Source organism: Streptomyces sp. NPDC007264, assembly GCF_042869095.1.
Taxonomy (GTDB): Bacteria; Actinomycetota; Actinomycetes; order Streptomycetales; family Streptomycetaceae; genus Streptomyces.
Genome location: NZ_JBIAFD010000022.1, coordinates 1 through 25,199, shown reverse-complemented (window position 1 = coordinate 25,199; position 25,199 = coordinate 1). Strand labels below are relative to the sequence as shown.

At 68.9% G+C, this 25,199-nt stretch carries 15 protein-coding genes and 1 pseudogene; 13 read left to right on the top strand and 3 right to left on the bottom strand.

What is annotated here, in order from left to right:
- Positions 1 to 418 precede the first annotated feature (418 nt).
- Positions 419 to 3,790 carry an ALF repeat-containing protein gene (locus ACFYMU_RS29200; protein ID WP_388379365.1) on the bottom strand — a complete coding sequence of 1,124 codons (3,372 nt, stop codon included), beginning with the start codon at positions 3,788 to 3,790 and terminating at the stop codon, positions 419 to 421.
- A gap of 388 nt (positions 3,791 to 4,178) precedes the next feature.
- Between ACFYMU_RS29200 and ACFYMU_RS29195 the strand changes: the two genes are divergently transcribed.
- From ACFYMU_RS29195 to ACFYMU_RS29180, 4 genes are all read left to right on the top strand, one after another.
- Entirely contained in the window at positions 4,179 to 4,721 is a 543-nt protein-coding gene (locus ACFYMU_RS29195) for a hypothetical protein (protein ID WP_388379362.1), read from the top strand.
- 56 nt (positions 4,722 to 4,777) lie between these two features.
- On the top strand, positions 4,778 to 6,991 hold the full coding sequence (locus ACFYMU_RS29190) for a trypsin-like serine protease (RefSeq protein ID WP_388379359.1): 2,214 nt from the start codon (positions 4,778 to 4,780) through the stop codon (positions 6,989 to 6,991).
- Between the two features lie 178 nt (positions 6,992 to 7,169).
- Entirely contained in the window at positions 7,170 to 9,062 is a 1,893-nt protein-coding gene (locus ACFYMU_RS29185) for a DNA/RNA non-specific endonuclease (protein ID WP_388379356.1), read from the top strand.
- Positions 9,063 to 9,100: 38 nt separating this feature from the next.
- Complete coding sequence (locus ACFYMU_RS29180) at positions 9,101 to 10,141, top strand: hypothetical protein (RefSeq protein ID WP_388379353.1); 1,041 nt, start codon at positions 9,101 to 9,103, stop codon at positions 10,139 to 10,141.
- A 42-nt stretch (positions 10,142 to 10,183) separates the two neighbouring features.
- Here ACFYMU_RS29180 and ACFYMU_RS29175 read toward each other — a convergent pair whose 3' ends face one another.
- On the bottom strand, positions 10,184 to 11,281 hold the full coding sequence (locus tag ACFYMU_RS29175; protein WP_388379351.1) for a hypothetical protein: 1,098 nt from the start codon (positions 11,279 to 11,281) through the stop codon (positions 10,184 to 10,186).
- A gap of 1,700 nt (positions 11,282 to 12,981) precedes the next feature.
- On the opposite strand from ACFYMU_RS29175, the gene ACFYMU_RS29170 reads away from it, so the two are divergent.
- The 8 genes and pseudogenes from ACFYMU_RS29170 to ACFYMU_RS29135 all read left to right on the top strand — a co-directional run bounded on the left by ACFYMU_RS29170 (position 12,982) and on the right by ACFYMU_RS29135 (position 19,992).
- Positions 12,982 to 13,131 carry a hypothetical protein gene (locus ACFYMU_RS29170; protein WP_388379348.1) on the top strand — a complete coding sequence of 50 codons (150 nt, stop codon included), beginning with the start codon at positions 12,982 to 12,984 and terminating at the stop codon, positions 13,129 to 13,131.
- Positions 13,128 to 13,727, top strand: a complete 600-nt coding sequence (locus ACFYMU_RS29165) for a DUF6907 domain-containing protein (protein ID WP_388379345.1) — start codon at positions 13,128 to 13,130, stop codon at positions 13,725 to 13,727. Before ACFYMU_RS29170 ends, ACFYMU_RS29165 begins: the two co-directional genes overlap by 4 nt.
- Positions 13,724 to 13,921: a hypothetical protein gene (locus ACFYMU_RS29160; protein WP_381347762.1), complete on the top strand. Its 198-nt coding sequence runs from the start codon at positions 13,724 to 13,726 to the stop codon at positions 13,919 to 13,921. The genes ACFYMU_RS29165 and ACFYMU_RS29160 overlap by 4 nt, the downstream gene beginning before the upstream one ends.
- Before the next feature lie 307 nt (positions 13,922 to 14,228).
- Positions 14,229 to 15,200 (top strand): hypothetical protein, encoded by a 972-nt coding sequence (locus ACFYMU_RS29155; RefSeq protein ID WP_388379342.1) that lies wholly within the window; start codon positions 14,229 to 14,231, stop codon positions 15,198 to 15,200.
- 355 nt (positions 15,201 to 15,555) lie between these two features.
- Positions 15,556 to 16,767, top strand: coding sequence for a PIN domain-containing protein (locus ACFYMU_RS29150; RefSeq protein ID WP_388379340.1), 1,212 nt, complete (start codon positions 15,556 to 15,558; stop codon positions 16,765 to 16,767).
- 214 nt (positions 16,768 to 16,981) lie between these two features.
- Entirely contained in the window at positions 16,982 to 17,407 is a 426-nt protein-coding gene (locus ACFYMU_RS29145) for a hypothetical protein (protein WP_388379338.1), read from the top strand.
- Positions 17,408 to 17,601: 194 nt separating this feature from the next.
- Positions 17,602 to 19,752 (top strand): tetratricopeptide repeat protein, encoded by a 2,151-nt coding sequence (locus ACFYMU_RS29140; protein ID WP_388379336.1) that lies wholly within the window; start codon positions 17,602 to 17,604, stop codon positions 19,750 to 19,752.
- Positions 19,749 to 19,992: pseudogene (locus tag ACFYMU_RS29135) on the top strand (DUF397 domain-containing protein). Before ACFYMU_RS29140 ends, ACFYMU_RS29135 begins: the two are co-directional and overlap by 4 nt.
- A gap of 148 nt (positions 19,993 to 20,140) precedes the next feature.
- Here ACFYMU_RS29135 and ACFYMU_RS29130 read toward each other — a convergent pair.
- Complete coding sequence (locus tag ACFYMU_RS29130) at positions 20,141 to 22,462, bottom strand: ATP-dependent RecD-like DNA helicase (protein ID WP_388379333.1); 2,322 nt, start codon at positions 22,460 to 22,462, stop codon at positions 20,141 to 20,143.
- A gap of 411 nt (positions 22,463 to 22,873) precedes the next feature.
- Here ACFYMU_RS29130 and ACFYMU_RS29125 point away from each other — a divergent pair, with 411 nt between their 5' ends.
- Positions 22,874 to 25,048, top strand: a complete 2,175-nt coding sequence (locus tag ACFYMU_RS29125; RefSeq protein ID WP_388379330.1) for a hypothetical protein — start codon at positions 22,874 to 22,876, stop codon at positions 25,046 to 25,048.
- The last annotated feature ends 151 nt before the right edge of the window (positions 25,049 to 25,199 follow it).

Here is a 25,199-nt window from a genome sequence, read left to right as displayed (position 1 = left end):
GGGCCCCTGCACGTTAGAGGTACGGAGGGGAGCCACCCCTCGAAACACCTCTCATTGCTGATCTTGACCCGTTTCCAAAGTCGAACCAGCGCGGTGAATAGGTAACCGCTTCTGCGGCCGGAAAAAATCCTCCGCAGAGGGGTTCTCCCCCATCAGGCGTCCAAAACCCCTCCACGGACGGATTCGATCCAGGAGTGCCTCCAGAAAAATCCCCCCTGCACGGTGGAGACCCGCTCCGTTCCCCTCATCGAAGGGTTTTCCGGAGGCGAGCCGCCCGTCGTCACGGGCGCCGGACGGCACCGAGTGCCGCCGAACGTCAGCGACCGCCCCCACCACAACCCCCCGCCGACGCGAGCGGCGCCCACGGCGCGAGCGCGGCACGGCGACAGGGACGCCGAGACGGCTCGCGGGACGGTGGTCAGAACATCGACGACAGGCCGCTGGTGATCGAGGAGACGAGTTCCTTGCCCTCCTCCGCGACCTGCTTCACCACGGGAGCGACCCTCTTGGCGACCGGGGTGATCCACTTGGACTGGCCGTAGGTGACCAGGCTCAGTGCGGTGCCGCCCGCGGCCCACAGGAAGTCGCTGCTGGTGAAGCCGTATTCGATGCCGGTGAACAGGGTGCTCAGCGCGCCGGCTCCCATCGCGATGCCGCCGAAGATCGCCGCGCCCGGGACACCGACGACGGCGAACGGGGGGAAGACGAGGCTGGCGAGCCCCAGGCCGGCGGAGACGAATCCCGCGCCGACGCTGACGTAGTTGAAGGCGTCGGCCCACCAGCCGGCGTCCGAGTACCACGCGTCGTTGTCGCCGCTGCTGCCGTTCTTGTTGACGTCGTCGTTGGTCCCGTTGTCGGCCGGGTTGCTGCCGTTGTCCCGGTCCCTCTGCGCCTTCTCCGCCGCCTCACGTGCGGCCTCGCGAGCCTCGTCCTGGCGCTTCTGGACGGCGATGGCGCGTGCCTGGTTCGCCGCCGTGGCCGCCGTGGCCGCGTCCCGGCCCGCTTCCAGCGCGGACTGGCGGGCGCTGGCCGCGGACGCCTGGGCGCTGTAGGCGGAGTTCAGGGCCGAACGGGCCGCGTCGATCGCCCTGTTCGCGGAGTAGTTCGCCGCGCGGGAGGCGCTGCGCGCCGTCGCCGCGGCGGCCGACGCCTTGTTCGCCGAGGCCTGCGCGTCCGCGGCCGACTTGTCCGCCGCGTCGGCGTTCTGCCGGGCCTGGTCGGCGTACTGGCCGGCCTTCACCCCCGCGGCCACGGCCGCGTCGGCCCACTCCTGGGCTTGTTGGGCGGCGTCGCGGGCGGTCGCCGCCACCTGCGACGCCAGTGCCGCGGTCTGCTGCGCCGTGTAGGCGGTCTTGGCCGCGGCGGCGATCGCCCCCTGGATCGCCGCGACATGGGTGGCGGAGTCGTGGTCGAGCTGGGCCGCCGTGTACTGCACGACCTGGACGAAGTTCCGGCGCATCCACGTCGGCCCCTCCAGGGCGACGTCCCCGTAGGCCCCGGTGTAGTCGCCTCCATTGGCCACCGAGGTCGCGGTCTCGACCGCGTCGTCCTCCCGTACGGCGGCGGGGTAGGTGCGGTCGAAGAAGTCCTGCAGCGCCTCCGGGGTGTTCTTGTCCAGCGCCTCGTTGGCCGCCTTGGTGACGGCCTTGCCGGGCTTCTGGTCGAGGATGCGGCCGATCTGCACCCGGTTGTCGTCCTGCGAGGCCCGGATCACCCCGGAGGTCAGGAAGTCGCCCACCGCCGTGGAGCTGGTGCTCTCCAGAGCCGCGTGCGCCGCCGCGGCGATGGCGGGGTTGGATACCTGCGCGATGTAGAGGACCGTCTCCCGGTCGTCCTGGTTCTGGGCGACGCCCCGGTCGAGGTCGATCCAGGAGAACACGTCGTCGTCGCTGCCGGACAGCGCGAACTGGGCGGCCTCCCGCGTCCACGCGCCCTTGGCGTCGAGCAGCCCGGTGGCGGCCTTGCGGCCCAGGGTGGCGGCGAGCGACAGGTCGCCGTCCGTGAACAGGGCCTTCTCGGCCGCGCTGATCAGGTCCTTGATCGCCTGATCGGTCTGCGCCGCCTGGGCCCGCTTGTTCGCGTACTCGGCCACTTCCTCCGCCTCGATCTCGGCCAGCAGCCGGGCCTCGTCCAGGCCCTGGAGCCGTTCCTGCTCCAGGCGCGCGAGCTCCGCGTCCCGGGCCGCCTTGGCGACCGCCATGGCGTCCGTCACGGCCTTGGTGGCGGTGTCGGCGGCCTTCACGGCCTCGGCGGCGTGGGCGGTGGACTTGTTCGCGAAGTCGATGGCCTTGCCCGCGTTCGCCACGGCCTCGTCGACGGCGTCGGCCGCCTTCTCGGCGTGGGCGGCGGCGGAGTTGGCGGCATCCCGCGCGGCGCTCGCTGCCGAGGCCGCCGTGTTGGCGAGGGTCTGGGCGGTGGAGGCGGCGTTGGTGGCGCGGTTGGCGGCCGCGGTGGCGATGGCGGCCTGGCGCCTGGCCTCGGCGGCCTGCGACTGGGCGACCCCGGCCGCGGCCGCGGCCTGCGCGGAGGCGGTGGCGGCGGCAGCGGAGTTGCGGGCCGCGGAGGCGGCCGAGGCACTGGCGCCGGCGGACTGCGCGCAGGCGGCCCGCGCGTAGTCGGCGGCCTTGGCCGCGGAACGCGCCTTCGCGGCGGAGTTGCGGGCGGCGACCGCCGCGTCCTTGGCCGCCTGGGTCTTGCCGGCGTCCTTGGAGGCCGCGATGGCCGCGTTGTAGGCACGGGACGCCGCGCCTCCGGCGGCGGACGCGGCCTGGGAGGCGGCGGTGGCCGCCCAGGAGGCGCGGCGGGAGGCGTTCACCGCCGCGTTGGAGGCGTTGATGGCGATACGGGCGGCGTTCGCCGCACCCGAGGCCGCGCTGGCCGCCTTGCGGGCGGCAGCGGCGGACTTCTGCACGTCCTGCTTGGCGGCCTCGGCCTCGGCCGCGGCCTTCTCCGCCGCCTTCTTCGCCTCGGCCGCGGCGGCCTGGGCCCGCTCGGACGCCTCGACGGCCAGGTCGGTCTCGGCCTGGGCGCGCTTGCCCTCCCGGTCGACGACCGCGACGAGTTCCTCGATGGTCGCCGACTCCTGGTCGCGGGCGCGCGCGATGTGCTGGCCGGTGTCGAGGAACCACTGGATGTCCGTCGCGGAGCCGTCCAGGGCGCGGTTCGCGTACTTCTGCACCTCGGGCCCGGCGTTGACCAGCATGGCGGCGACCTGAACCCGCGAGTCCTCCAGGCGGGCGGTGTACTGGCCCTCCGTCAGGAAGGACTCCAGCGCCGCCCGCGTGCCCGTGTCCAGGGCGGCGGACGCCTTGCGTCGCAGCGCCTTTCCGCCGGTGGCCGACAGGATGGCGGTCGCCACCTGAAGGTCTTCCAGGAGGGCCGGCTCGTACCCGCCCTGGAGGAAGGCGGCGATGGCGCTGTCGCCGTTGTCGAGAGCGGCGACGGCCTCGCGGCGCAGGCCCTTGCCCGAGCGGGAGAGGTAGCCGGCGATCGCGACACGGTTGTCCTCCGTCGTCACCCTCGGCAGGGTCTGGCCGAGGAAGGTCTGGATGTCGGCGTCCGTGCCGAAGAGCGCGTCGGCCGCTGCCGCCTTGGTGGCCTTCCCGCCCGTCATCCAGGCCCTGACCACCTTCGCCCGGTCGGTGTTCGGCAGCGCGAGCGGATCGGTCGTCGTCGTTGCCGCGTCGGCCGCACGGGCCACGGGCGCCCACGCCAGGGGCGCGGCGGTGACGGCCGTCACCGCGGCGAGCGAGCCGAGCACTCGTCTGCGGCTCCAGAAGATCGTCTGCATATGGATTTGTCCCCGTGGTTTCTGTGTGGCCCCGGTCGGGCGTACGCGTTGCTGCGCGATGACGTGACCATACAAACGCAGGTTCGCAGAGCAATCAATGCGCCGCCATGAATCAGAAAAGCAGCCAGGACCCGGCGCCACAGGCATTTTTTACCTTTTCGTTATGGAAGTCGTACAACCTTTCCGGGGTGTGGCGAGCGTCACGATGGAGCTCCAACTGCCGTCCGTTTTATGGGTGTTGGAGGAGTGGACAAATCCGCGGAAGCGAGGTGGCATCTAGGCGGGGGGAAAGCGATGTGGAAGCACTCGCGGCATTGTCTATTTCCTTCACCTTTGCCTTGAAGCACGTTACTGACATCGATTCGGAAGCAACGAGTTTAGGAAAGTGATGAAGTCGCGTACCACATGTGCGGCACAGCCGCGGCGTAATAGATTCCTGGCCCGCACCCTGGGCACGGCGGCGGTCGGCGCCCTGGCGTGGGCCGCCCTGGCGGTCGGGATCCCCGGCGGATCCCCCGCCGAGGCCGGCCCTGCCACGACCGTCGCGGGCAGCGCCCCCGGTTACGCCGTCGAGACCTTCGACTACCCGCAGGCGGACAAGATCCTCGCCGAGAAGAACATCCTGCTCAAGCGGGGCGACGGCCACATCACGCTCGCCGACTGCGCGTCCGGCACCGGTCAGTTGGAGGTCCAGGCGCGGGACAAGAGCAAGGTCTGCTTCGACGTCAAGGGCACCTCCGGCTGGCTGACCCTGGAGCTGCCGTCGGTCTACCTCATCCGCGGCAACGACTACTCGACCCAGGCGGAGATGACGGTCGGCACCGAGGAGCAGTCGTACGACATCGCCAAGAACGCCTGGACCCCGGTGGGCGAGAGCGCGGACGACCAGGCCCGTGAATGGACGCTCCTGGAGCTTCGGACCTCCAAGTAGCGCCCCACCGAGCCCTCCCAGCCCGATCCGCCACCACCCACCAGGGGACCGACTTCATGACCTACGCCAGACCTGTGCGCCTCGCCGCACTGGCCGCCGCCCTGACCCTCGGCTCCGCCGTGCTCGCGGCCGCCCCCGCCACCGCCGTCACCGGCCCCGCAGTCGCCGCCGCCGACACCACCTACGCCTACACCGCGCAGATCACCGTCGGCGATCACGACCGCGGCTGCTCCGGCGTTCTCGTGGACACCGAGTGGCTGCTGACCGCGGCCAGTTGCTTCGCCGCCGACCCCGCCACCAGCCTGAGCGTGCCCGCGGGCAAGCCGGCCGTGAAGACCACCGCGGTCGTCGGCCGCTCCGACCTGACCGGCACCGCCGGCGCGGCCCGCGAGATCGTCGAACTGGTCCCGCGCACCGACCGCGACGCCGTCCTGGCCCGCCTCAACCGCCCGGTCACGGGCGTCGCCCCGATCACCCTGGCCACCGCCGCGCCCACCACCGGCGAGAGCCTCACCCTCGCCGGCTACGGCCGCACCGCGAGCGAATGGGCACCGCTGAACCTGCACACCGGCGCCTTCACCGTGGACTCCGCCGCCGCCACGACCGCCTCGGTCACCGGCACCGGCGGCACGGCCGCCTGCATGGGCGACACCGGCGGCCCCCTGGTCCGGACCGGCAGCGGCACCGCCCAACTGGCCGCCCTCGCCAGCCAGTCCTACCAGGGCGGCTGCTACGGCATCGACGCCGGCGTGACCGGCACCGGCGGTGTCGTCACCCGCGTGGACGACCTCGCCTCCTGGGTGAGCACGACCGTCGGCGCGGTCCGCGTCACCGACTTCAACTGCGACGGCGTCGAGGACATCGCCATATCCGACCCGCGGGCGACCGTCGGCGGCGTCGGCGCGGCCGGCCTGGTCCGGATCGTCTACGGCGGCGGCAAGGGCACCGCCGAGATCAACGAGAACCTCGACTGGGTCCCCGGCTCCGCCGAGGCCAGCGACTGGTTCGGCGAGTCCCTGGACACCGTCGACTACGACGAGGACGGCTGCACCGACCTCGTCGTGGGCACCCCGTCCGAGGACATCGGCACCGCCGCCGACGTCGGCGTGGTCGACGTCCTGCACGGCGCCCCCGGCGGCCTCGGCACCGGCACGGTCAAGGACACCCACTTCCAGGAGGGCTCCGGCACCGGCTCCCTGGCCACCGCGGTCGCCCGGGCCGGCGACCGGTTCGGCGACTCCGTCGCGGCCGGCGTCACCGCCGCCGGCGTGCCGTTCGTGGTCAGCGGCGCCCCGGGCGAGACCGTCAGCGGCCTGGCGAAGGCCGGTGCGGCCTTCTACATCCACGACGGCACCAACATCATCCTCCACCAGGACAGCACCGACGTGCCCGGTGCCGCGGAGGCGAACGACGGCTTCGGCGGCTCGGTCGCGGCCGACGCCAACTTCTTCGCCGTCGGCGCGCCCGGCGAGACCATCAACGGCGACGCGGGCGCGGGCAACCTCGCGGTCTTCAGCCACACCCTGACCTCCGCGGGCCTGCCCACCCCGAAGTTCGGACTCGACCAGGACCTCGACACCGTCTCCGGCGGCGCAGAGCCGGGCGACCAGTTCGGCTACTCGCTGGCCCTGGCGCCGTACCGCCCGTCGGGCGCGGCCGGTGCCACCGACTCGATCCTCGCGGTCGGCGCCCCCGGTGAGGACCTGGACATCGACGGCGTCGCCAAGGCCGACGCCGGTGCCGCCCTGACCTTCCGCATCACCGCCGCCGGCACCTACACCCAGCTCCACAGCATCTTCCAGGGCACCGCCGACGACGACGTGAGCGGCACCTCGGAGGCCGGGGACCGCATGGGCGTCGCCCTGACCGCGATCAACACCGCCCCGCGGGCCCTGAGCACCACCGCCACGATGAAGCTCGCCGTGGGCACCCCCAACGAGGCCCTCGGCACGGCGGACAACGCGGGCGCGGTCCACACCTTCTCCCTGCTGGGCGCCCCCGGCGCGAACGACCGCTGGCTGGAGGCGGGCGACGGCGACGGCATCCCCACGGCTCCCGGCGCCGACCAGCAGCTCGGCACGAGCATCCACTACACCGGCACCCGGCTGTACGTCGGCATGCCCCTCGGCCCGAGCACCTACGGCACCCTGTACGCCCTGCCGCTGTCCAACGTCACCGCAGGCGGCACGGTGGCCCCCGTCACCACGTACCAGCCCGGCGCGGGCGGCCTCCCGGCAGCCGGCGACCGCTTCGGCTACGCGGCACGGTAACCGGCTCCGGCGGCACCACCCCGGCGCTCCGCGTCGGGGTGGTGCCGCCGTCGTAGCTGGTCAAGGTCCCTTGAGACATCGGCAGTTGACCGGTCCCCCGGCCAAGAGGAGAGGTATGACGACCACGCATACGAGACGACCTGGACGGCTTGGACGAATACGTGCCGGATCGGCCGCAGTGACCCTGCTGACCGTGGTGACGCTGGGGCTCACCACGGCCGGCGTGAGCCATGCGCAGCAGGTGGCGGAAGGGTCGCCGCGGCACATGAGCAGGATCGATTCGGCGGATCTGCCGGCGACCGCGCCCCTCACCAGGACCAGCGCTCTCCGGGCGAAGTCCGGGGAGCGGTGTGAGCCCACGCGGGCAGGCTCGAAGGAACGCCGGGCGGGCGCCGCCGAGGCATGTGTGAGCACCAGCCCTGCCCCGGCCGAGCGCGCGGCGACACCACAGCGGGCCCTCGCCGCGGTCGCGGCCGCCGGCAGCTGCGACATCACCAGCCCCGGCTCCTACTCCTACGAGCGCTTCGAGTACTGCGTGACCGGGGTGAACGTCGTCTACATCCTGCGTGACGGCAACGGCAAGGAGATCGGACGCGGCACCCTCGAGGTCTCGACCAGCGCGACCCTGCCCAGGACGGGCACGACCTGGAACGAGCAGGTCACCGTGAAGATGACCGCCGCGAGCGGCGACGTCACCGCCCTCAACGCCAAGTTCCGGGCCTCCTGCGGAACCGGCTGCACGGCGACGAAGACCGCGCCCTGGTACGGCGGCAACCTGACCCTGGGTCAGTCCGTCAGCGGCACCGTCGCCTACTCCTCGACGCCCGCCCCGGACACCCACGTGGAGTTCACCACCTCGTACAAGCTGTATGTGACCTCCCCCGGTGCCACGGCCGTCGATCCGAACGCCTCGTGGGACAACCCCCGCAAGATCCGCTGCGACGACGCGGTCGGCGGTTCGTCGACCGCGGGCTGTGCCGTCCCCTCCGTCATGCCGGTCGTGCCGATGAGCGCGACGGCGTCCGACCCGGGCGGCGCCGTTTCCGCCTACGGCTGGGCCCAGAAGAGCCTCAACGGCGCCTGGGGGAAGCAGGGCAGCCCGCTGACCCGGTCGACGAGCGGTGTGGCCAACCGCACCGCCGCCACCTGCGCGGGCTTTACGGCCCAGACGGACCTTGTCGACACCGACACCTGCGGTGACTTCCCCTTCGGCGAGGCGAAGGAGGGTGGCGTCGCCGGCAGCCAGTGCGTCGAGGTGATCCCCAACCTCGGTAACGGCGAATGGGACACATACGTCCTGAACGACGGCCACGTCCTGGATCCCGCCTCACCTTGCGTGCAGGCCCATGTCACGTCCGCCGACAAGCAGTTCGCCGACACGCAGCTCGCCGACGGCTTCAAGGACCAGCGGGTGATCGACGCCGACCAGTTCGAGCTGACGGTCTCGACGCCGGACACCGGACCGCAGGCCAGCTGCCTGAACGACCCGCCCCCGGCGGGTGCGCTGCCCAACCGCGACGGCTGGTTCAAGAACACCACTGAGCCGGTTCCGCTCATCAACCAGACCGACCCGTCGGGCGGGCCCGGACTGCGGCCGACCCAGGCACAGGCATGCCTGGGGCGGAACGTCGGCGGCGGGACCGGAACCAGCGATCCCATCACCGGCTGGAAGGACGCGGAGGCGTTCAAGACAGCGAGCGGCGTCACCAACGGGCTGGCCCGGTGTCACCTCATCGGGCGCGTCCTCGGCGGACAGGGCACGAGTGAGCTCACTCGGTACAACCTCGTCCCCTGCTGGCAGGTCGGGATGAACACGGGCACACCCAGTATGCGGACGTACGAGTCCATGACGCAGGACCTGATCAAGGGACCCATCGCCGATTTCGGAGCGAACGATGCGGTCTTCTACCAGGTGACGCCCGTCTACAAGGACGCGAACAGCACCATCCCGTTGGGCGTCACTATGAGCGCGACCATCCAACGGGTGAACGGGACAACCGAGGAACTGTTCCCTAACGTCTACGTCACCAACACCCTGCAGAACACCGGGACGCTCAACCTCGGTAACTGATCCACAGAGCACACCAGTTCGCGCCAACGGGAGCCAGCATGAGTTTCACCACCCCGCCGCGGCCGTTCGACGTCACCGCACTCTTCCCTCAACTGGCCCCGCTGGCGCGGACGGCAACCCGGCTGCACCCGCGGCCAGGGTCACCGACCGTGCACGACAGCCACGTCGGCGGGCCGCTCCTGTGGCCCGCCGACGAGCCGTGGCCGTACTGCGACGAGCCGCACGACAGGCACGCGTCGCTGCGGATCCACTCCCCGGACGACGTCCGGCTCCTGCGCCGCGACCGCGCCGCAGCGGCCGAGCGGCTGCGCCTCGACCCCGAGGCACCCGAGGCCACCCCCGAGGAACGGGAGAACTGGGAGCGGCTCAAGGTGGGCCGCCCGTGGTTCGACGGCCCGATCCCCCTCCTCCCTGTCGCCCAGCTCTACGCCCGCGACGTCTTCTTCCCGTGCCCGTCCGACGCGGACCTCCTCCAGGTCCTGTGGTGCCCCTTCGACCACGCGATGGCACACCCCAAGACGGCACTCTTCTGGCGTTCCTCCGCAACCGTCACCGACGTACTCGAAGCACCGCCCGAGCCGCCGGTCATCCAGTCCGCGCACTACCTCCCGGAGCCGTGCCTGTTCTCACCGGAGCAGGTCACCGAGTACCCCAACCCCAGGGAGCTGGACAAGGAACTTCGGGACCAGCTGGACGACATGAGCCGCTGGGGGACGATCGACCCCGCGCAGTACAACGCGTACGCGTACGATCCGGGCGAGCTCTACCTGAACAACCTCTCCACCGCACCCGGCTGGAAGACCGGCGGCTGGACCCGCTGGGACCCCACCGACCCCGTCGACCGCTCCTGTCCCGAGTGCGGCACCGAGGCGGTCCCGCTCCTCACCATCGCTTCCTCGGAATGGGACGGCGGCAGCGGGACGTGGATCGCCGAGGAGGCACGGACGACCCCGGCCCCGCCTCCCCTGGGTGCCGAGGACGGGAACTTCACCTTGATCGACATCGTCGGCGGCTACAACCTCCAGCTTCACGTCTGCCCAGCCTCCCCGAACCACCCGCACTTCGAACTGGTCCAGTGAACGAGCCTGACGCGCGGACGACCGCGGCAGAGCAGCTGCCGCTCATGACCGTGTGGCGGTCCCGCACCCCGCGTCGCCGGCCTCTCGCATGCGCGTCTCCATCGACGTGCTCCGGTCGTACGGGTCGACCTCGGGTCCGTCTCCCGGGTGCGCGGCCGCGCGCTCTGCGCCGAACTCGGGGGTGAGGTAGCCGGTGAAGGTACCGCAGCCGCCGTTGGTGGTGTCCACCTTGTAGGAGACGAGGGAGAACGTACCCGGCTCGACGACGACCTTCGCCGGGTCGTCCCAACTCATCACGACCTCGCGGCGCACGATGGTGCGCGCGACTTCGTCGCTTCCCGCTGCAGCGCGCACGACCGGATACACGTACGTGACATCGGTGGTCACCTCGACCGCACCGCGCTTGCCCTCTCGGTACGTGATCCGCCCTCGTGTCTTGACCACATCCCCGACAAGCCGGACCTTCGTCTTCTCGAACCGGCTGAACAGCAGCAGGGGATCGTCCTTCCGGCTGGGCGCGCGGAACGCGGCCGCCAGGTAGTCCTGGACGTCCTGCTGATGAGGATTGATCAACGCGGTCGCTTTCCTCGGTCGCTCCCCGCGCAGCACACCGGGATCCAGATTGGACGCGGCGAGGAAGTCCCGTGTCTTCTCAAGCGCCTGCGCGACCTTCCCCTTGCTCATCCAGCCGGTCGCCCGTGCCTCGGGCAGCCCGATCCCGGCCACCCCGTCACCCCACTGCGCCGCGGGCGAACCCCTGAACGGCTGCTCCAGGGTCGGACGTCGGGCCGCCGCCTCCGTGGGCGGCGGCTGATCCGGATGTTCCGACTCCACGGCGAGCGGCGCGTTCTCGCCGTCTCCGCCTCCGAACCATCCGACCACCCGCCCCGGATCGAGTGCCACGACCAGCAAGGCGCCCGCAACCAGCAGACCGATCGCGTACCAGCCCTTGCCTCCTCGCCGCCGGGCCGGTGGGTGACTCCGCCACGGCTCCGGTCGGGCGGTCTCCTCCCGCAGCCGCCTCGCCACCATCCGGGCCCGCGCCGACGGCTCCTCGGGCGCGCCCTCGGCCCCCGCCTCGGCTTCACGAAGGAAGCGCTCCCACTCTTCGTCCGGTATGGACTCCTCACTCTTGCTCACGATGGGCCCCGCCCTTCTCACCTACCCGGTCCCTGCCCAGGGCCGGTCAACTTCCGTGCATCATCACACAGCTCAGATCGGCTCCGTGATCGACGCCGACGGAGGTGCCATGAATCAGGATCTTCCACGATGTCGCGGCCGCCGATCGGGTCAACCGACCTGTGGTGTCGGCCGGTTGGTGACGGCATCCGGGGGTGTGCGCGATACAGCGGTGGCCGTGGCGCCGGCAGGATCGGCCGGGGCCGGCTGCTCGCCGCGCTGCCCCGCGCGCCGTCCCGGGCAACCGCCCTGAACGGCCCGATCCGTATCCCCGTGCCGTCGGCGGCAGCCTCGAACGAGGCAAGAACTGAGACCGCGGACAGCCGCACGGTCCGCGCCCACCGTACGCCGTCACCGTCGCCGTCGCCGGATCCATTGAATGACAAAACCCCAGGTCAGTGACTATCCGACCTGGGGTTGACGGAGCCGCCTTCGGGATTCGAACCCGAGACCTACGCATTACGAGATCACCAGCGATCGTGCCACGGGGTGCCGCTTCGTGCCGCTGGTTCCGGTTTTGGCTGATCAGAACACATGGGGCGTTCCGGCCTGTGCTGTCGTGTCCATCTGGTCCAAAGGCGTCCGGCCTCCCCCTGGCCTCCCATTGCCGTCACGAGCGCAAAACAGGGACCACCCAGTGGAGCCCAGGGCGCGGTTCTTGGCTGAGCAGGGTCGGACTGTAGGCAGTCAACAAGGCGCGGCTCGGAACTGCAACTCCGGGCAGGCGCGGAAGGTACAGGCGATGGTCGGCTGCGACCATCGCGACGCCCGGGCGGGCGCCCACATTCTCGGCCTCGTACCGCACCGTACGGATTCGGCGAGCCTTCGGCTGCGGTACAGCCATACAAGGGCCAGTTCCTCCTGCTCCTGCGCGGGTCAAGATGGCACCGTCCGCCGCAGTACGAGGACGACTCGGGCGATAGCCCGCCTCGGCCAGCCAGGCGCGAGCCCGACCACGCTGTCGCTCATCGCAGAACCGGTGGTACCGGTGCCAGGAACGCTCGTCACAGGCAAGGACGTCTTTCACCTGCGCCCGCCAGGGTGCTCATCGGCCGAAGCGGGGCCGTCGAACGAGCCCTCGCCAACAGCCGCACCCACCGGCGCAACACGGCCCTGAGCCACCGCATCACCCACGCGACGTCCGCTGTGCCGACCCCGCACGATCAGACACCCACCGGGCAACTCGCCTGGGGCTGAGGACGTCCCGGACCTGGACGACACCCTCCGTGCTTTCGTCACCGCCGGAGATGAGGGCGGCGACGAGGGCCGGCGCAGATACCGAGACCGACATCACGGCTTCCCCTCCCAACAGCCTTGAAGCAGCTGATCTGTTTCCTTCGGGGCGAAGTTTGCCTGGCTCACGTTGACACGGTCCCTCGATGGAGGGGTGTGCCCCTGGATCACTCTTACTAGGGCGACTGCGAGGACAAGACAGAAGCCATCACCCTGATCCGGTCTTCGCGCACCGGGCCGAGCCGGGGTTCCATCGACCGCTCCCGTCAGGCACGCAACATGCCTATCGCCGGATAGACAGAACGGACACACGCGTGAACACCAAAGTACAGCCCGAGGTGTCAACGGCTACATCGCACCCGAGTGACCAGCACGTCCCCGCCACGCCCTCCGACTACTGCTCACTCGTCTCTGTCAAGCCTTTGCGCATGGTGGCTGTCATCGGCGGCCTGCCCGCCTGTTTGGAGGAGGTGGAGGGCCGAATCCGGCTCACCCACGGCGGCCGGTCCGGCTTCGTCCCAACCGCCACCCTCCGCCGCGTCCTGACGAAGTGCAGCGAGGGCGAGGTGCACGCATGACCACCGCCACGATGACTGGCGCTGTCCCCAACCCCGGCAGCACCCTCGATGCCCTGACCACCGAGTACAACCTGCAACTCGTGGAGTGGGACACCACCAGCCTCGACGAGTACCTCCGCGACAAGTTCTACGCCCACTACCTCGCCCTGCGGGATGGTCGCCGCCTCGTCGTCGTCCCGGCCGGCCAGAACCCCGACGTGCGCGTGAACGTCGTCCGCAGCCTCATCACCCACCTGGGGGAAGACGCGGCCCCGCCCGTCGAACCCCGTCATTACTCGTGGTGCGCTCCAGGCGTCTGCATCGGCCACCGCTACGACGACGGCGAGATCCTCACCGAGCACATCGGTGCCGAGCTTCGACTGCCCATCCCCGCAGGCATGCGCGTCCACTATGACGAGCTGCTGTCCGCGCAACTCGTGTCGGACGAGAACCTCGTCGACGAGACGCCGTGCGTGTCCTTCAACTCCAGCGGGGACGGCGTCCTCCTGACCACGGCCGAGTTCGACACCGTGATCGACAACCTCGCCGACTTTCTGGACGGACTCCGCGCCATGCGCGCCCAGATGACCTCTCCCCGGGCGGAGGGGTCATCATGACGACCGCCCCCCACAGTGCAGCCGTGGCCCGCGCACTCGTCGACATCGAGGACGCCAAGCAGAGCGCCGACCCGTCCGTCGGTGAATGCCTCGACGCCGTCGGCGACCTCATCAAGGAGGCTGGCGACCCCGACGCCGTCTTCGACTGGCTCCTGCAGATCATCGCCCGAGAGCGCTGCGAAGCCAGGGCATGAACTCCGCGGCGAGAATCGCCTTCCGTGCCGAAACGTAGGCCTCGTCATGCGCGCCGCTCGCACGGGTGAACTGAAGCCCTATCTGGGACGCTGGAGCCCTTACGGTCCGGAAGAACACAATTACGGCTGGAGGTAGTTCGCGGGCTCCGCAAGAAGACAATCCACCGCGAGGGTTCACTCCTGTGGGTGAACCGGCGAGACGCCGTTGGCGACGCACTCCCTGGATCTGTAGCGTCACCACCGGTCGCTCACGGCCTGCTCTTTTGAACACTGAACGGCAGCACCGACTGGGTACCGAGGACAGTTCATGGCTGACTCTTCGACCAACAATCGACTTCTTCTCTTGCCGAACAGGCCGACGAGCCCTCCTGCGTTGCAGCGGCTCCCCGGCAAGGCCAGACCACGCGACGAGGTGCTGCGGGAGTGCGAGGCGGAGACCGCCGAAATGCGCAAGCGCATCCCACGAGTACTTTGGGTGTTCTTGATACCGGACCTGTCACGCGCCTTCCGATGGCGTGTCCAGCTTGATTGCGGCTGTATCACTGAGGTCATCACTCGCGAGGACGGTGTACCGCCACACGAGATGCAGTGGGACGAACCCATTCACAACTGGCCGCTTCCGATGGGGCAGATGATCTGTAGGCACGCCGACTCACCACCCGAGCCGTATCGCGACATCGCCGAGTGGGGAGAGCGCAAGGAGGTGAGCTTTCCCGCCGATCCTGTTGAGCCGCCCGACTATATGGATCCTCAGGCGTGGTCGGTGATCCGTCACGACGAGCCACATACGTCTGCATTCTGGACAGTGACACTGGCCTGTGGTCACCTCTCCGAGGCCATCGCCCCGGAACTCGACTGGGTGCCTGCCTCTGGGCCTCATCGGGCGGCCCCGGAAAGAGTGCAGCAGATGTCCGCCGAGTTCGAGCGTGTGTGGCTCGCAAACCCGGAACTGCAGACCGAGCGGGATCGGGAGCACACCAGGCGAATGCTCACAGAAAATTGGCCGACACCGCGACCGGAAACCCTGTGTTACACCTGTACAGAAGCACGATGGATCTTGGCCTACGAGCGAATCGGATGGCTCATCCCTCGGCAGCGAAACCCGGCGAAGTCGGTGAGCGCCGCACCTACGCCATCGCGGTCCACTTTGGAGCGGCGGTTGCGAAAAGCCGAGGCCGAGGCAGAGCGTCTTCGAGTCGAGTTGGATCAGTTCGACGAGGAGGCCATCCAGCAGCCTGCCCACGAAGAGCACGGGCTAGCGCGGCATGGTGACGCATGACCGGCAAGGCACCTGCATCCACGTCGTCGTCCTGATCGTGGTTCTCAGCGAAGAGGACGCGTGCCTCCATGATCGCCAGGACTTGTGGGGCGGCGGCCCAACTCAGCCGGCGGAGTACTGTGCGGCGGCTGGGGAGGGCCGGGCGGTAGGACTCGGCTCCGGCCCGGATGAGGTTGCCGCCGAAGGTGAGGCGGTCGGCGACCGCGCACTGAGCGAGTCGAGCCCGCCGACTCGTCCAGCTTCCTGGGGGGGTGCGTCAATGAGGTACCTCCCTGTCCCGACGATAATGCCTGGTCGCGGTACGGCTCCGACTGGGAAAGTGGGTGGCTCATCACACCTGGGGATGGAGCGCATCTTGATCATTCTGGACACTTGTATCATCCGCGGCCTCGGCCTTGAGAGCGCGAGCGCCGAACTGCTCAGGACGATCCGCGAGTCCGGAATCGAGGACGTCGCTGTTCCCTGGATCGTCATGGAAGAGCTGGCAGCACAGCATGCTGTGACCTACATGACCAAGTACGCAGCCGCCGTCGGCGCTCTCGAAGCGCTGCAGCGAGCCACCCCATGGGAGCTGCCCGGGATGATGACCGCCCGCAACCCCGAAAGGGTCCGCGAACACTGGCGCGCGGCATATCGTGGCATCGTCAACGTGATCCCCACCAGTGATGCCGCGCTCCGCGAGGCAGCCCTCCGCGAAGCCAACGCGCTGCCTCCCGCGAGCAAGGCGGACAAGGCTGGCGGACGCGGTCCCAAGAGCGGTTATCGTGACGTCGCCGTCTGGCTGTCAGCGATCGAGTACGCCAAGGCTCACCCCGCCGAGACGGTCTACTTCGTCAGTGCCAACACCAAGGACTTCGGCGACGGCTCAGCCTACGAATACCCCATGGACCAGGACCTCGACGGCCTGAAGGATCGGTTCGTCCACCTCATCGACGTCGACGCGGTCGTTTCCCGCATCGCGGAACCAACCGACGTCCCCGTTGAGCGCATCCGTCAAGTGCTTGCAACCTCGGAGGTCTGCGCCACCATCAGCGACCGCGCCTTTGACAACATGCAGGCTCGCCTCGGGCGGTCACCTTACGAGATGTCCACGTTCCGCACAGGAGACCTCCAACGCCTGGCGCAAGAGTGGCTGGCCGGCTGGACCGAACCGCCGGTCGTCGTCCTCGACTCCGTCCGAGACATACAGACCTACAAGGTCGCCGAAAACGAGTGGTGCACCGCCACCGTCCGTTGGATCCTCGGCGGCCCGGCCTTGGTCCTGACTCCTAGCTTCGCCGTGGCGTCGGCCTGGAGCTCCTGGGAAACGCGCGTCCTGTTCACACCGCAGGACGGCTCCCGGCTGGTAGTCCTACGCAGCGGCCCCTCGGCTGAAGTGACATCGGAAGAAGCAACACGATTCCTGAACGCTGCCCCGAGTCGCCCCGAAGGGTTCCCCTCGCCACACCAGCACACGGACCTCCGGAAATTTAGCGGCATCGGCTTCCACGAATTGCCTGGCGACCTGGGCGCTGAATTCGAGGACATCGTAAACAGACTGCTCGCCGTACACCCCACCGGAGAGTGACTGCTTCCCTGGGGTGTCTCTGCACGGCGCGCACCACCAACGCCTCTAATCGAGAGGGTAGTTGTCGAGCGCGTACTACACCCTTGGACACGTAGGCGCCGTCCCATGCACGAGGTCAGCCGCATGTACGGCGCTGCGGCCGGATCACGGCCCGTTCATGCCAACTTCCGCCTATCATGGGGAAGATGCGAGGTACAGGTGGTTCGGGGGAAGCATGGATCCGCAGTTGACGGTGATGGCACAGACCGCGAGCGCCACCGTCGTGGCGCTGATGGCAACCGACGTCTGGCAGCACACCCGCGACGGCATCGTCGCGATGTGGCGCCGCGTGCGCCCCGCCCAAGCCGAAGAAGTCGGCAACGACCTGGAGGTGACCCGGGCGGAGATCCTGGCTGCTCGGCAGGAAGGCGACACACTCGGCGAGCAGGCTCTGGCAGGTGAGTGGCAGGGGCGGTTGCGCCGCCTGCTGATCGCCGATCCGGACATCGCGCAGGAGCTGCTCCGTGTCCTGGAGGAGTCTCGCGCGCTGCTTCCCGCCGGGCAGGAGATCCCGGCCCCGGTGGTCCACATGCGTGCCGAGGTATCCGGCAGCGGCCGGGTCTACCAGGCCGGCCGTGACCAGCACATCACCGAACGGTGACCGAGGGCGTGGAACCGAACTCGCCCGAGGCGCCGGTACCGCGCACCGCCGTGAGCGATCACGGTCGGCTGTTCCGCGCCGAGCGTGACCAGCACATCACCGAGTACCACACTCACATTGCCGCGACTCTCGGCGCCCTGGGGGATCAGCAATGGGCGGGGCCGGACTCGGTACGCGTCCCTTTGGCTGCCCGGATGCACTCACCGATCCGGGACCGGCGAGACCTCCGACGCGCGCTCCTGGCCGCCATCCTGGGCTATGAGCCCGAGCCGCAAGGCATCCACATCGTGCACGGCATGCCCGGCTGCGGGAAGACCGCGGTGGCACTGACCGTGTTCGACGAGGCGGTCGGCGGCCACGGGATCACCGGGTTGTGGGTCAACGCCTCCAGCACCACCTCGTTCCGCGCCGGAATGCTCGCCGTAGCCTCCGACCGGGGTGCTTCCCAGGACGAGGTCGACGCCGCCCGAGCCGGCAGACGCCCGGCGGCGGACCTGGTCTGGCACTACCTCGACCGCTCGGCCGAACGCTGGCTCCTCGTTCTCGACAACGCCGACGAGCCCGCCATCTTCCAGGAGCCCGGGTGGCTGCGCTCCAGCCCACGCGGGACCGTACTCGTCACCACCCGGCACGGCGCCGCTCCGCTGTGGCACGGTGCCGCGTCGCACTCCCTCGGCGTACTTGATGTGTCGGACGCCGTCGATGTGCTGCTGGACTTCCAGGTCGGCGACACAGACCTGGCCTCGCTGGAGCAACTGGCGCACAGTCTGGGATGCCACCCGCTCGCCCTGATGCTGGCCGGCACCTATCTGGGCCAGCAGGTCCTGGAACCGGTGACCGTCCGCGACTACCTCCAGCGCCTGCGGCACGATCCGAGCACCGTTCTGGACCTGGGCGCCGAGCCCGGCGAACGCGATCTACGCCGCTTGATCAGCAGTACCTGGCAACTGTCGCTGGACGCCCTTCATCGGCAGGGCCTCCCCGAGGCGACCACGGTGCTGCGGGTGCTGTCGTGCTACGCACCCGATCCGCTGCCGGTCGGCCTGCTCACCCCGTCCCGTCTGAACGCCACGGCCCTCGCGCAGGCGGATCCTCCTCTGACCGGTAGTCGGGCCAACGCTGCCGTCATGGGGCTGAAGTCCCAGTCACTCATCTCTCTCCAGGACGTCCCCGGAGACTCCGGTCGACCCACCGTACGTACCGTGCAGGCCCATGCCCTGCTCCTCGACACCGTCGCCGCCCGGATTCCGCTCGACCAACGCGACATCGTGCTCACTGCCGCAGCCGAACTCCTCTCGCAGCTCCTGGCCACGAGCGACGACCAGTACATCGACAGCCAGAGCCTGCGTCTGTTCGCTCCACACTCGACGGCACTGCTGCGGCGCTCCGCCAGCACGAGCAGCCGGGCGTTGGCGCCCGCGCTAGCCGTCGTCCGCGGGCTGCGCCTCCAGAGCTACGCCCGCGGCGACTACTCCACCGCCCGTGCTCTGGGCGAAGCGGCTGCCGCCGCCACACGGGACGATGCGACGCCCGACGCGCTGGCCGACCGACACGAACTCGCCCGCGCCCTCACGGGAGTCGGCCGGTTCGCCGAAGCCGCCGATCTCCACCAGGAGACCCTGGACGCCCGCCAAACCCTCCTCGGCGCCGACCATCCCGACACCCTGGCCAGCGCCCACGCCCTCGGCCTCGCACTGTACGGACTCGGCAGATTCGCCGAGGACGAGCGGCACATGCGGCATGCGGCAGACGGACGCCACCGAGTCCTGGGGCCAGAGCACCCCGACACCCTGGAGAGCCGGGCCTGCCTCTCGGACGCCATTGGCGAACAGGGGCGCTGGGCGGAGGCCGAAGCCCTCGCCCGGCCCAACCTCGCACTCAGCGAACGCGCCCTGGGCGCCAAGCACCCGCACACCCTCCAGAGCAGGATCGCCCTGGCCTGGGTGCTCTCCAGAAACGACCAGCTGGACGAAGCCGAAACCCTCGCCCGTGCCACAGTCAGCGGCGGCGAACACGTCCTGGGCCCAGAACACCCCCGAACCCTGAACGCCCAGGATCTCCTGGCCGGCATCCTCCTCCGCCAGGGCAACTGGCCCGAGGCGGAGCACATTGCCAGGAATGTGGCAGAAGCCCGCGAACGCATCCTCGGGCCGGAGCACCCCCACACCCTGGCCATCCAGACCCGGCTCGCCCGCATTCTCATCGGCGCCGGGCACCGCCGACAGGCACGGGATCTGGTGGCCCACACCCTCGCGGCCAGCACCCGCGTACTGGGCCCCGAGCATCCCGGCACACTCAACTGCCGCGAGGTGTACGAATTGGCCACCACTGAAGAGCACACATGAACGATTCCGATCTCCGGCGAGGACACGCAACCTTGAACGAAACGATCATCCGCGTCTGGCGTAAGAGCAGCTACAGCGGCAACGAGAACGCCTGCCTGGAAATACTTACCCCCCCCCCCCCCACCGGGCCAGGCCCCTGTCCGGGACTCCAAAGACCCTGACGACTCAGTGATCGTTTTCAGATCGGACGCATGGCTGGACTTCATAGCCGCAGTCCGGCGAGGGGAGTTTCCGATCTAGGTACCAGCCTGTTCGGCGCAGGCTTACAGGTGCGAACCGTTCCTGGCGTCCGGGTGGGCGGAACGGGCCGCTCGTCCCTCGGCGGAGCACCTGGGGAGTTCGACGATCATCCATGCTTGGGCTGCTCCGAGGACTTCATCGCTGGCGTTCAGTCCCAGGCGAGCTGGCCGGTGACTGGATTCCGTCGTGGTGCCGGCACGGTCGGCTGAGTGTCGGTGATGCGATGTGTCAAGGCGGTGTTACGCCGGAGGGTGAGGTTGTTGGCGATCGCTCGCTCGACTGCCTCGGCGTGTCCGATGATCACGGCTCCTTGGCGGGCGCGAGTGATCGCGGTGTACAGCAGATTTCGCTGGAGGAGCAGATCTCCGGTCTCCCTGATAACCGGGACGATCACGTACGGGTATTCGCTGCCTTGTGAGCGGTGGACAGTCAGTGCGTAGGCGTGAATGAGCTCGTCAAGTTCAGCGAACGGGTACGTGGCCTCCTCGGCATCGTCGAACGTGACGGTGAGCGTGTGGGCTTCCAGGTCGAGGGCGGTGATAGTGCCGCTGCTGCCGTTGAAGATGCCCGCCTCACCTCGATGTGGGTTGTTGCGGATCTGCTGGACGCGGTCGCCGAGCCGGAAGGCATTGCCGTCGTGGTAGTGCTGGGGCTTGTCGTCGGCAGGCGGGTTTAGCCGAAGCTGGAGACGCAAGTTGAGGTCGGTCATGCCGGCGATGTTCTTCTTGCCCGGGCACAGGATCTGGATGTCGGTGGGTAGTACGCCGAAGTGGCGGGGCATGAGATCCGCGGCCAAGTCCACTACGCGCTGGGCGACTTCTTCCGGGTCGGGAACGTGCCTGTTCCAGAAAGCCTTCGGATCATCCTCGGGCAGCTCACCGCGCAGAATGCGATGGGCGTTGCGGACGATTGCGGCGCTGTCGTCGTGCTGGCGGAAGACTCGGGTCAGTCGTGTGCGGGGAATGTGGTCGACGTCGAGGAGGTCGCGCAGCACCCGCCCGGGGCCGACGCTGGGCAGCTGGTCGACATCGCCGACCAGCAGCAGGTGGCAGCCATCGCGGATCGCGGCGGTGAGCTTGCGGGCGAGGTTGGTGTCCAGCATGGATGCTTCGTCGATCACGATGAGATCGGCGGAGTCGAGCGGGCTGGCGTGATCGAAGAGAGTATGGCCGTCCGGTGGGCGGATGAGTCGGTGGACAGTCATCGCGTCCCGGCCTGTGGTCTCTTCCAGCCGCTTTGCGGCCTTTCCCGTGGGTGCAGCGAGCGCGACCTGTGCGTGGGCTTCGTCGGCGATCTCGACCAGGGTGCGCAAAGTGTGGGTTTTCCCGCAGCCTGGACCGCCGGTGAGGATGGACACGGGACTGGTAAGGGCGGTGAGGATCGCGTGGTGTTGTTCCTCGGTCAGCCCGGCCGTCTCGCTGGTGGCCAGTTCAGCCAATCGGTCGGCCCAGGGGGCGAGTTCGGCGAGCAGGGAGCGGGCCCTGAGCAGGCGCCGTACGTGGTGGGCGAGCTGTGTTTCATCGCGGTGCAGGCGCGGGAGTACAGCGATCTCCGTGTCCACCAGTGTTCCGGTGCCGTCCCTGGCGGGGAGCGGCAGAGTCTCGATGATCACCTCGCTCTGGTCGCACAGTGCTTTCAAAGCGTGGCGCAAGACCACGTCGTCCAGGATCTCAGCGGTCGCTGGGTCGTCGTCCTTCAGCAGAGTGCGGGTCCGGAACAGCAGAACGCGTACGGGCAGGTGGCAATGGCCTGCCTGGCCTGCAGCGAGGTCCAGTTCGTGCGTGAGGGCTGCCTGCAGACGCTCGTCGCTGTGCTTCGGGATCCCTACGGCGAGGGCGATCTTGTCGGCCTTGTCAAAACCGATGCCCCGTACATCGCGGCACAGGCGGTAAGGGGTACGTCGGACGATGTGCATGGGGTCGTCGTCCGTGTCGGCGTATGCGGTGCAGATCTTCACCGCGAGCCCGGGAGTGATGTTCAAGCTCTGCAGGAACACCATGATCTCGGAGATGGACTTTTGTTCCTGCCACGCTGCCGTGATCCGGGCCAGCCGGATGTCGCCGATGTTGTGGACTTCCAGCAGGCGCTGCACTTCGGTGTCAATGATCTTTAGGGTCTGGTCACGGAACCGGTCCACGATCGCCCCCGCGAGTGCCGGCCCGATACCCCTGATCATTCCCGATGCGAGATACATCCGGATGGCCCGTTCGTCGGCGGGCATCGTGCGATCGCAGCGCTCAGCCAGGAACTGGCCGCCATAGCGGAGATGCTGAGTCCATCTGCCTCTCACCCGCACGCACTCCCCAGGCCGGACGCCGAAGAGCGCCTTGCCGACGACAGTGATGCCCGGATCGTCGTCCGCCGTTCTTCTCAGCCGCAACACCGTGCGCTCGTCGTAACTGACGTGCAAGAGGTGCTCGACTACTCCCTCGACCGCATCGGGGAAGGTCGAGTCCGGTTCGTCGGACACGGGTTCTCCAGAGGTGCGTGCAGCGAGCGCTACAGCAGGCTGCTCTCTGCAGAATGGATGAGCACCGGCACCTTGGTGCCGGATGTCACCCGACCAGGTGGATCTCCTCACCCGAACGGGGGTATACGGCGTCACGGTGCTATTGCTTACCCAGGCGATAGCGGCCCTGCGGAGGGCCGCTATCTGTAAAGCACGGCGACCACTACCTGTCCCACATTCTGGTGAACTACTCGATGCCCCCTTCTCCAATAGCGCTGTGCACGCCGCAACAGCGACGAATCCGTCACCCAGATGGCGCACTCGGGGCGACGTACTCTCCCGAGAGGTGCGGTCGGCTCCAACCGGGACGGGCCACCTCTGCTCTGAACCACCAGGGTGCACGGCACGCGGCACGACTCAGCGAGGCACGTCATGGGCAAACGCGAAAGGCGCCGGCGACGCGAACGTGCCCGGCAGCAAGCCGCTGACCGGAACATTGCGGCCGACCTCGTTACGGTGCAGCCCTCGGAGGAGGACCCGCACCTGAAGGTGATCGTCGCCGCCGATGCCTCCTCCGAGGTGCGCTCGATGTGCGTGGCCTACTGGGCACTGGCCCCGGACGGGGCCTGGAAGCACGCGGTACCGGACCCGTCGACGACGGCAACGGTCTCGGCCAACTCCTATGCCGTGGCGTTGCGGTTGGCGTGCTCCCAGTGCGGTCGTCCCGTCTCAGTTCGTACCCGTCGTCAACTGGCCCGGCTCCAGTCTCCCGGGCGACGCTGCGCTTCCTGTACTTCCTCCGTGGTGCCACGGCCCACGGACGGCGAAGCCACAACATCAATCGAACGGAATGACGAGGCTGAGCCCCAGGCCCTGATCCCCCGGCCTGTTATCGAGCCGGTCCCCGAAGCACCCGAGGAACTGGTCACGCTGGGGCGGCGCTACTGGGAGATCGTCAGCCGGGACCCGAACTCAGCCTGCGTCGCCTGGCGGTTCAGAGCGGCGAGCTTGGAAGGCCATGGCTGGGGCAAGCCGCACGTCGCAGCAGCCGCAGGAGTCCGTGCGATCCTGCCCGATCGGTCCTGCCGGCGCTGCGGGGGACCACTGACTCTAACCTCACGGTGGGCCTATCAGCAGTTGTTCGAAGGCGGCGACCCTGGATGCGTGGACTGCACTCCGCGCATGCAGGACGCGCTGCGCCGTCTGCACGACCCTGAACATGTTGCCGAACGCACGGCCTTGCAGGAGCAGGCACAGCGCGCACGAACCGAGCAGGACATCAAGCGCCAGTGGTCAGCTCAGCAACGGGAGGCCATCCGGGAGCGCTATCCGGTGCGCCATCTTCAGGAAGCGCCGATCCCACATGCGGGTGTCCGCACCGAACTTACTGCGCTGGCGCTGCTGCGCTACGCGACGAGCGCGAACCCGCTGGGTCCGGTCGATCTGTGGGAGGCACCGCTTCTTCCGGAGCCGCAGCTGGTGGCGGGTGCGGTGGCCGAGACCGTCCGGGCTGGGCTGTTGGCCGTCCACCCCGACAGCGTCACCGGCGCCTTCACCTGGGAGGAACCCCGGACCGCCGAGGAGGCTCTCGCAAGAGCGGGCGGTGACCTGGACGCGGTTGGGCAGCCTGAGCTGTCGGATCGGTACTATCCGACGCGCGCTGCGCACTACTCGCCTTATGGATCCAGCCTGGGCACGGGCGCGGCTGCCCTGGACGCCCATCTGATCGACCGCCTCAACCCGGCCCGGATGACGCTCGAGCGACAGCACGAACTGCTCGGCGTGCTGGTGGAACTCATCGCCCGTGAAGCCATGCGCTACTTCGACTACCAGCTCCAGGTCCGGCATCTGCCTGCCGTGCCGGACACTCATTTCGTCCGGCTTCGCGACGCTACCGAACGCGCCGCGGAGGCGCTGTCTCTCGGCGAGATCAACAATCTGGCCTGGCGTGCCGCGGTTCGGGCAGCCGACGCCGCACAGATCTATCCCGGTGCCCCGCGAGCGAACATGAGCACCCATGCGGTGAACCGCTTCGAAGCGTATGTGCAGGATGCCGTGGGCGGAGGGCTCGACTATCCGCTCAAGCCATATACGAACAGCAATGTGGAACTCAGCGCAGCGACGCGAACGCTGTTCTACACCGTGCTGGACAAGAATCCCGTCACCACCAGCCGCGCCGACGCAGAGAGGGAAATGCCGCCCGCCGTCCCGTCTGTCGCTCCGGGCGGCGACACGTCTCCGGACACGGTTCAGCCGCTGCCCTTGGACACATCGTTGGCATGGCTGCGCCGACATCCGGAGGACTGGACCCCCGAAGGCTTCATCGCGTACCTCCAGGGGCTGCAGAATCTGGATGACGGCCCCGAGACCAACACCAGTGCTCCGGTGCTGGCCGAGGCCGCCATGTCCCTGGCCACCGTATGGCGAGATCTGTCCGGGGCCACCGGTGACGCCCGCGCCGCAGCTCTCGGCGCGGCCTCCGCCGCGCGGCTGATGACTACCCCGGTTACCTACGACTTGGTAAGCGGATACTGCGGGCAATGGATCATCGACGGCTTCGTCACGGAGTCCGAGGCGAGAAGAGGCCGGAAGCCGGGAGATGACTAGGGCAGCGTGCCGCCGCCCGTGGTGTCTTGTTCACCGACCGCCGACTCCTCACTGGACGTATCCATTCAGAAGGAATGGGCCTGATCGGTGACGCTGGGTGGGGGTGCCTGGTCAGGGGAGCTGGGCGATGGGTGGCATCCAGAGGTTGCCG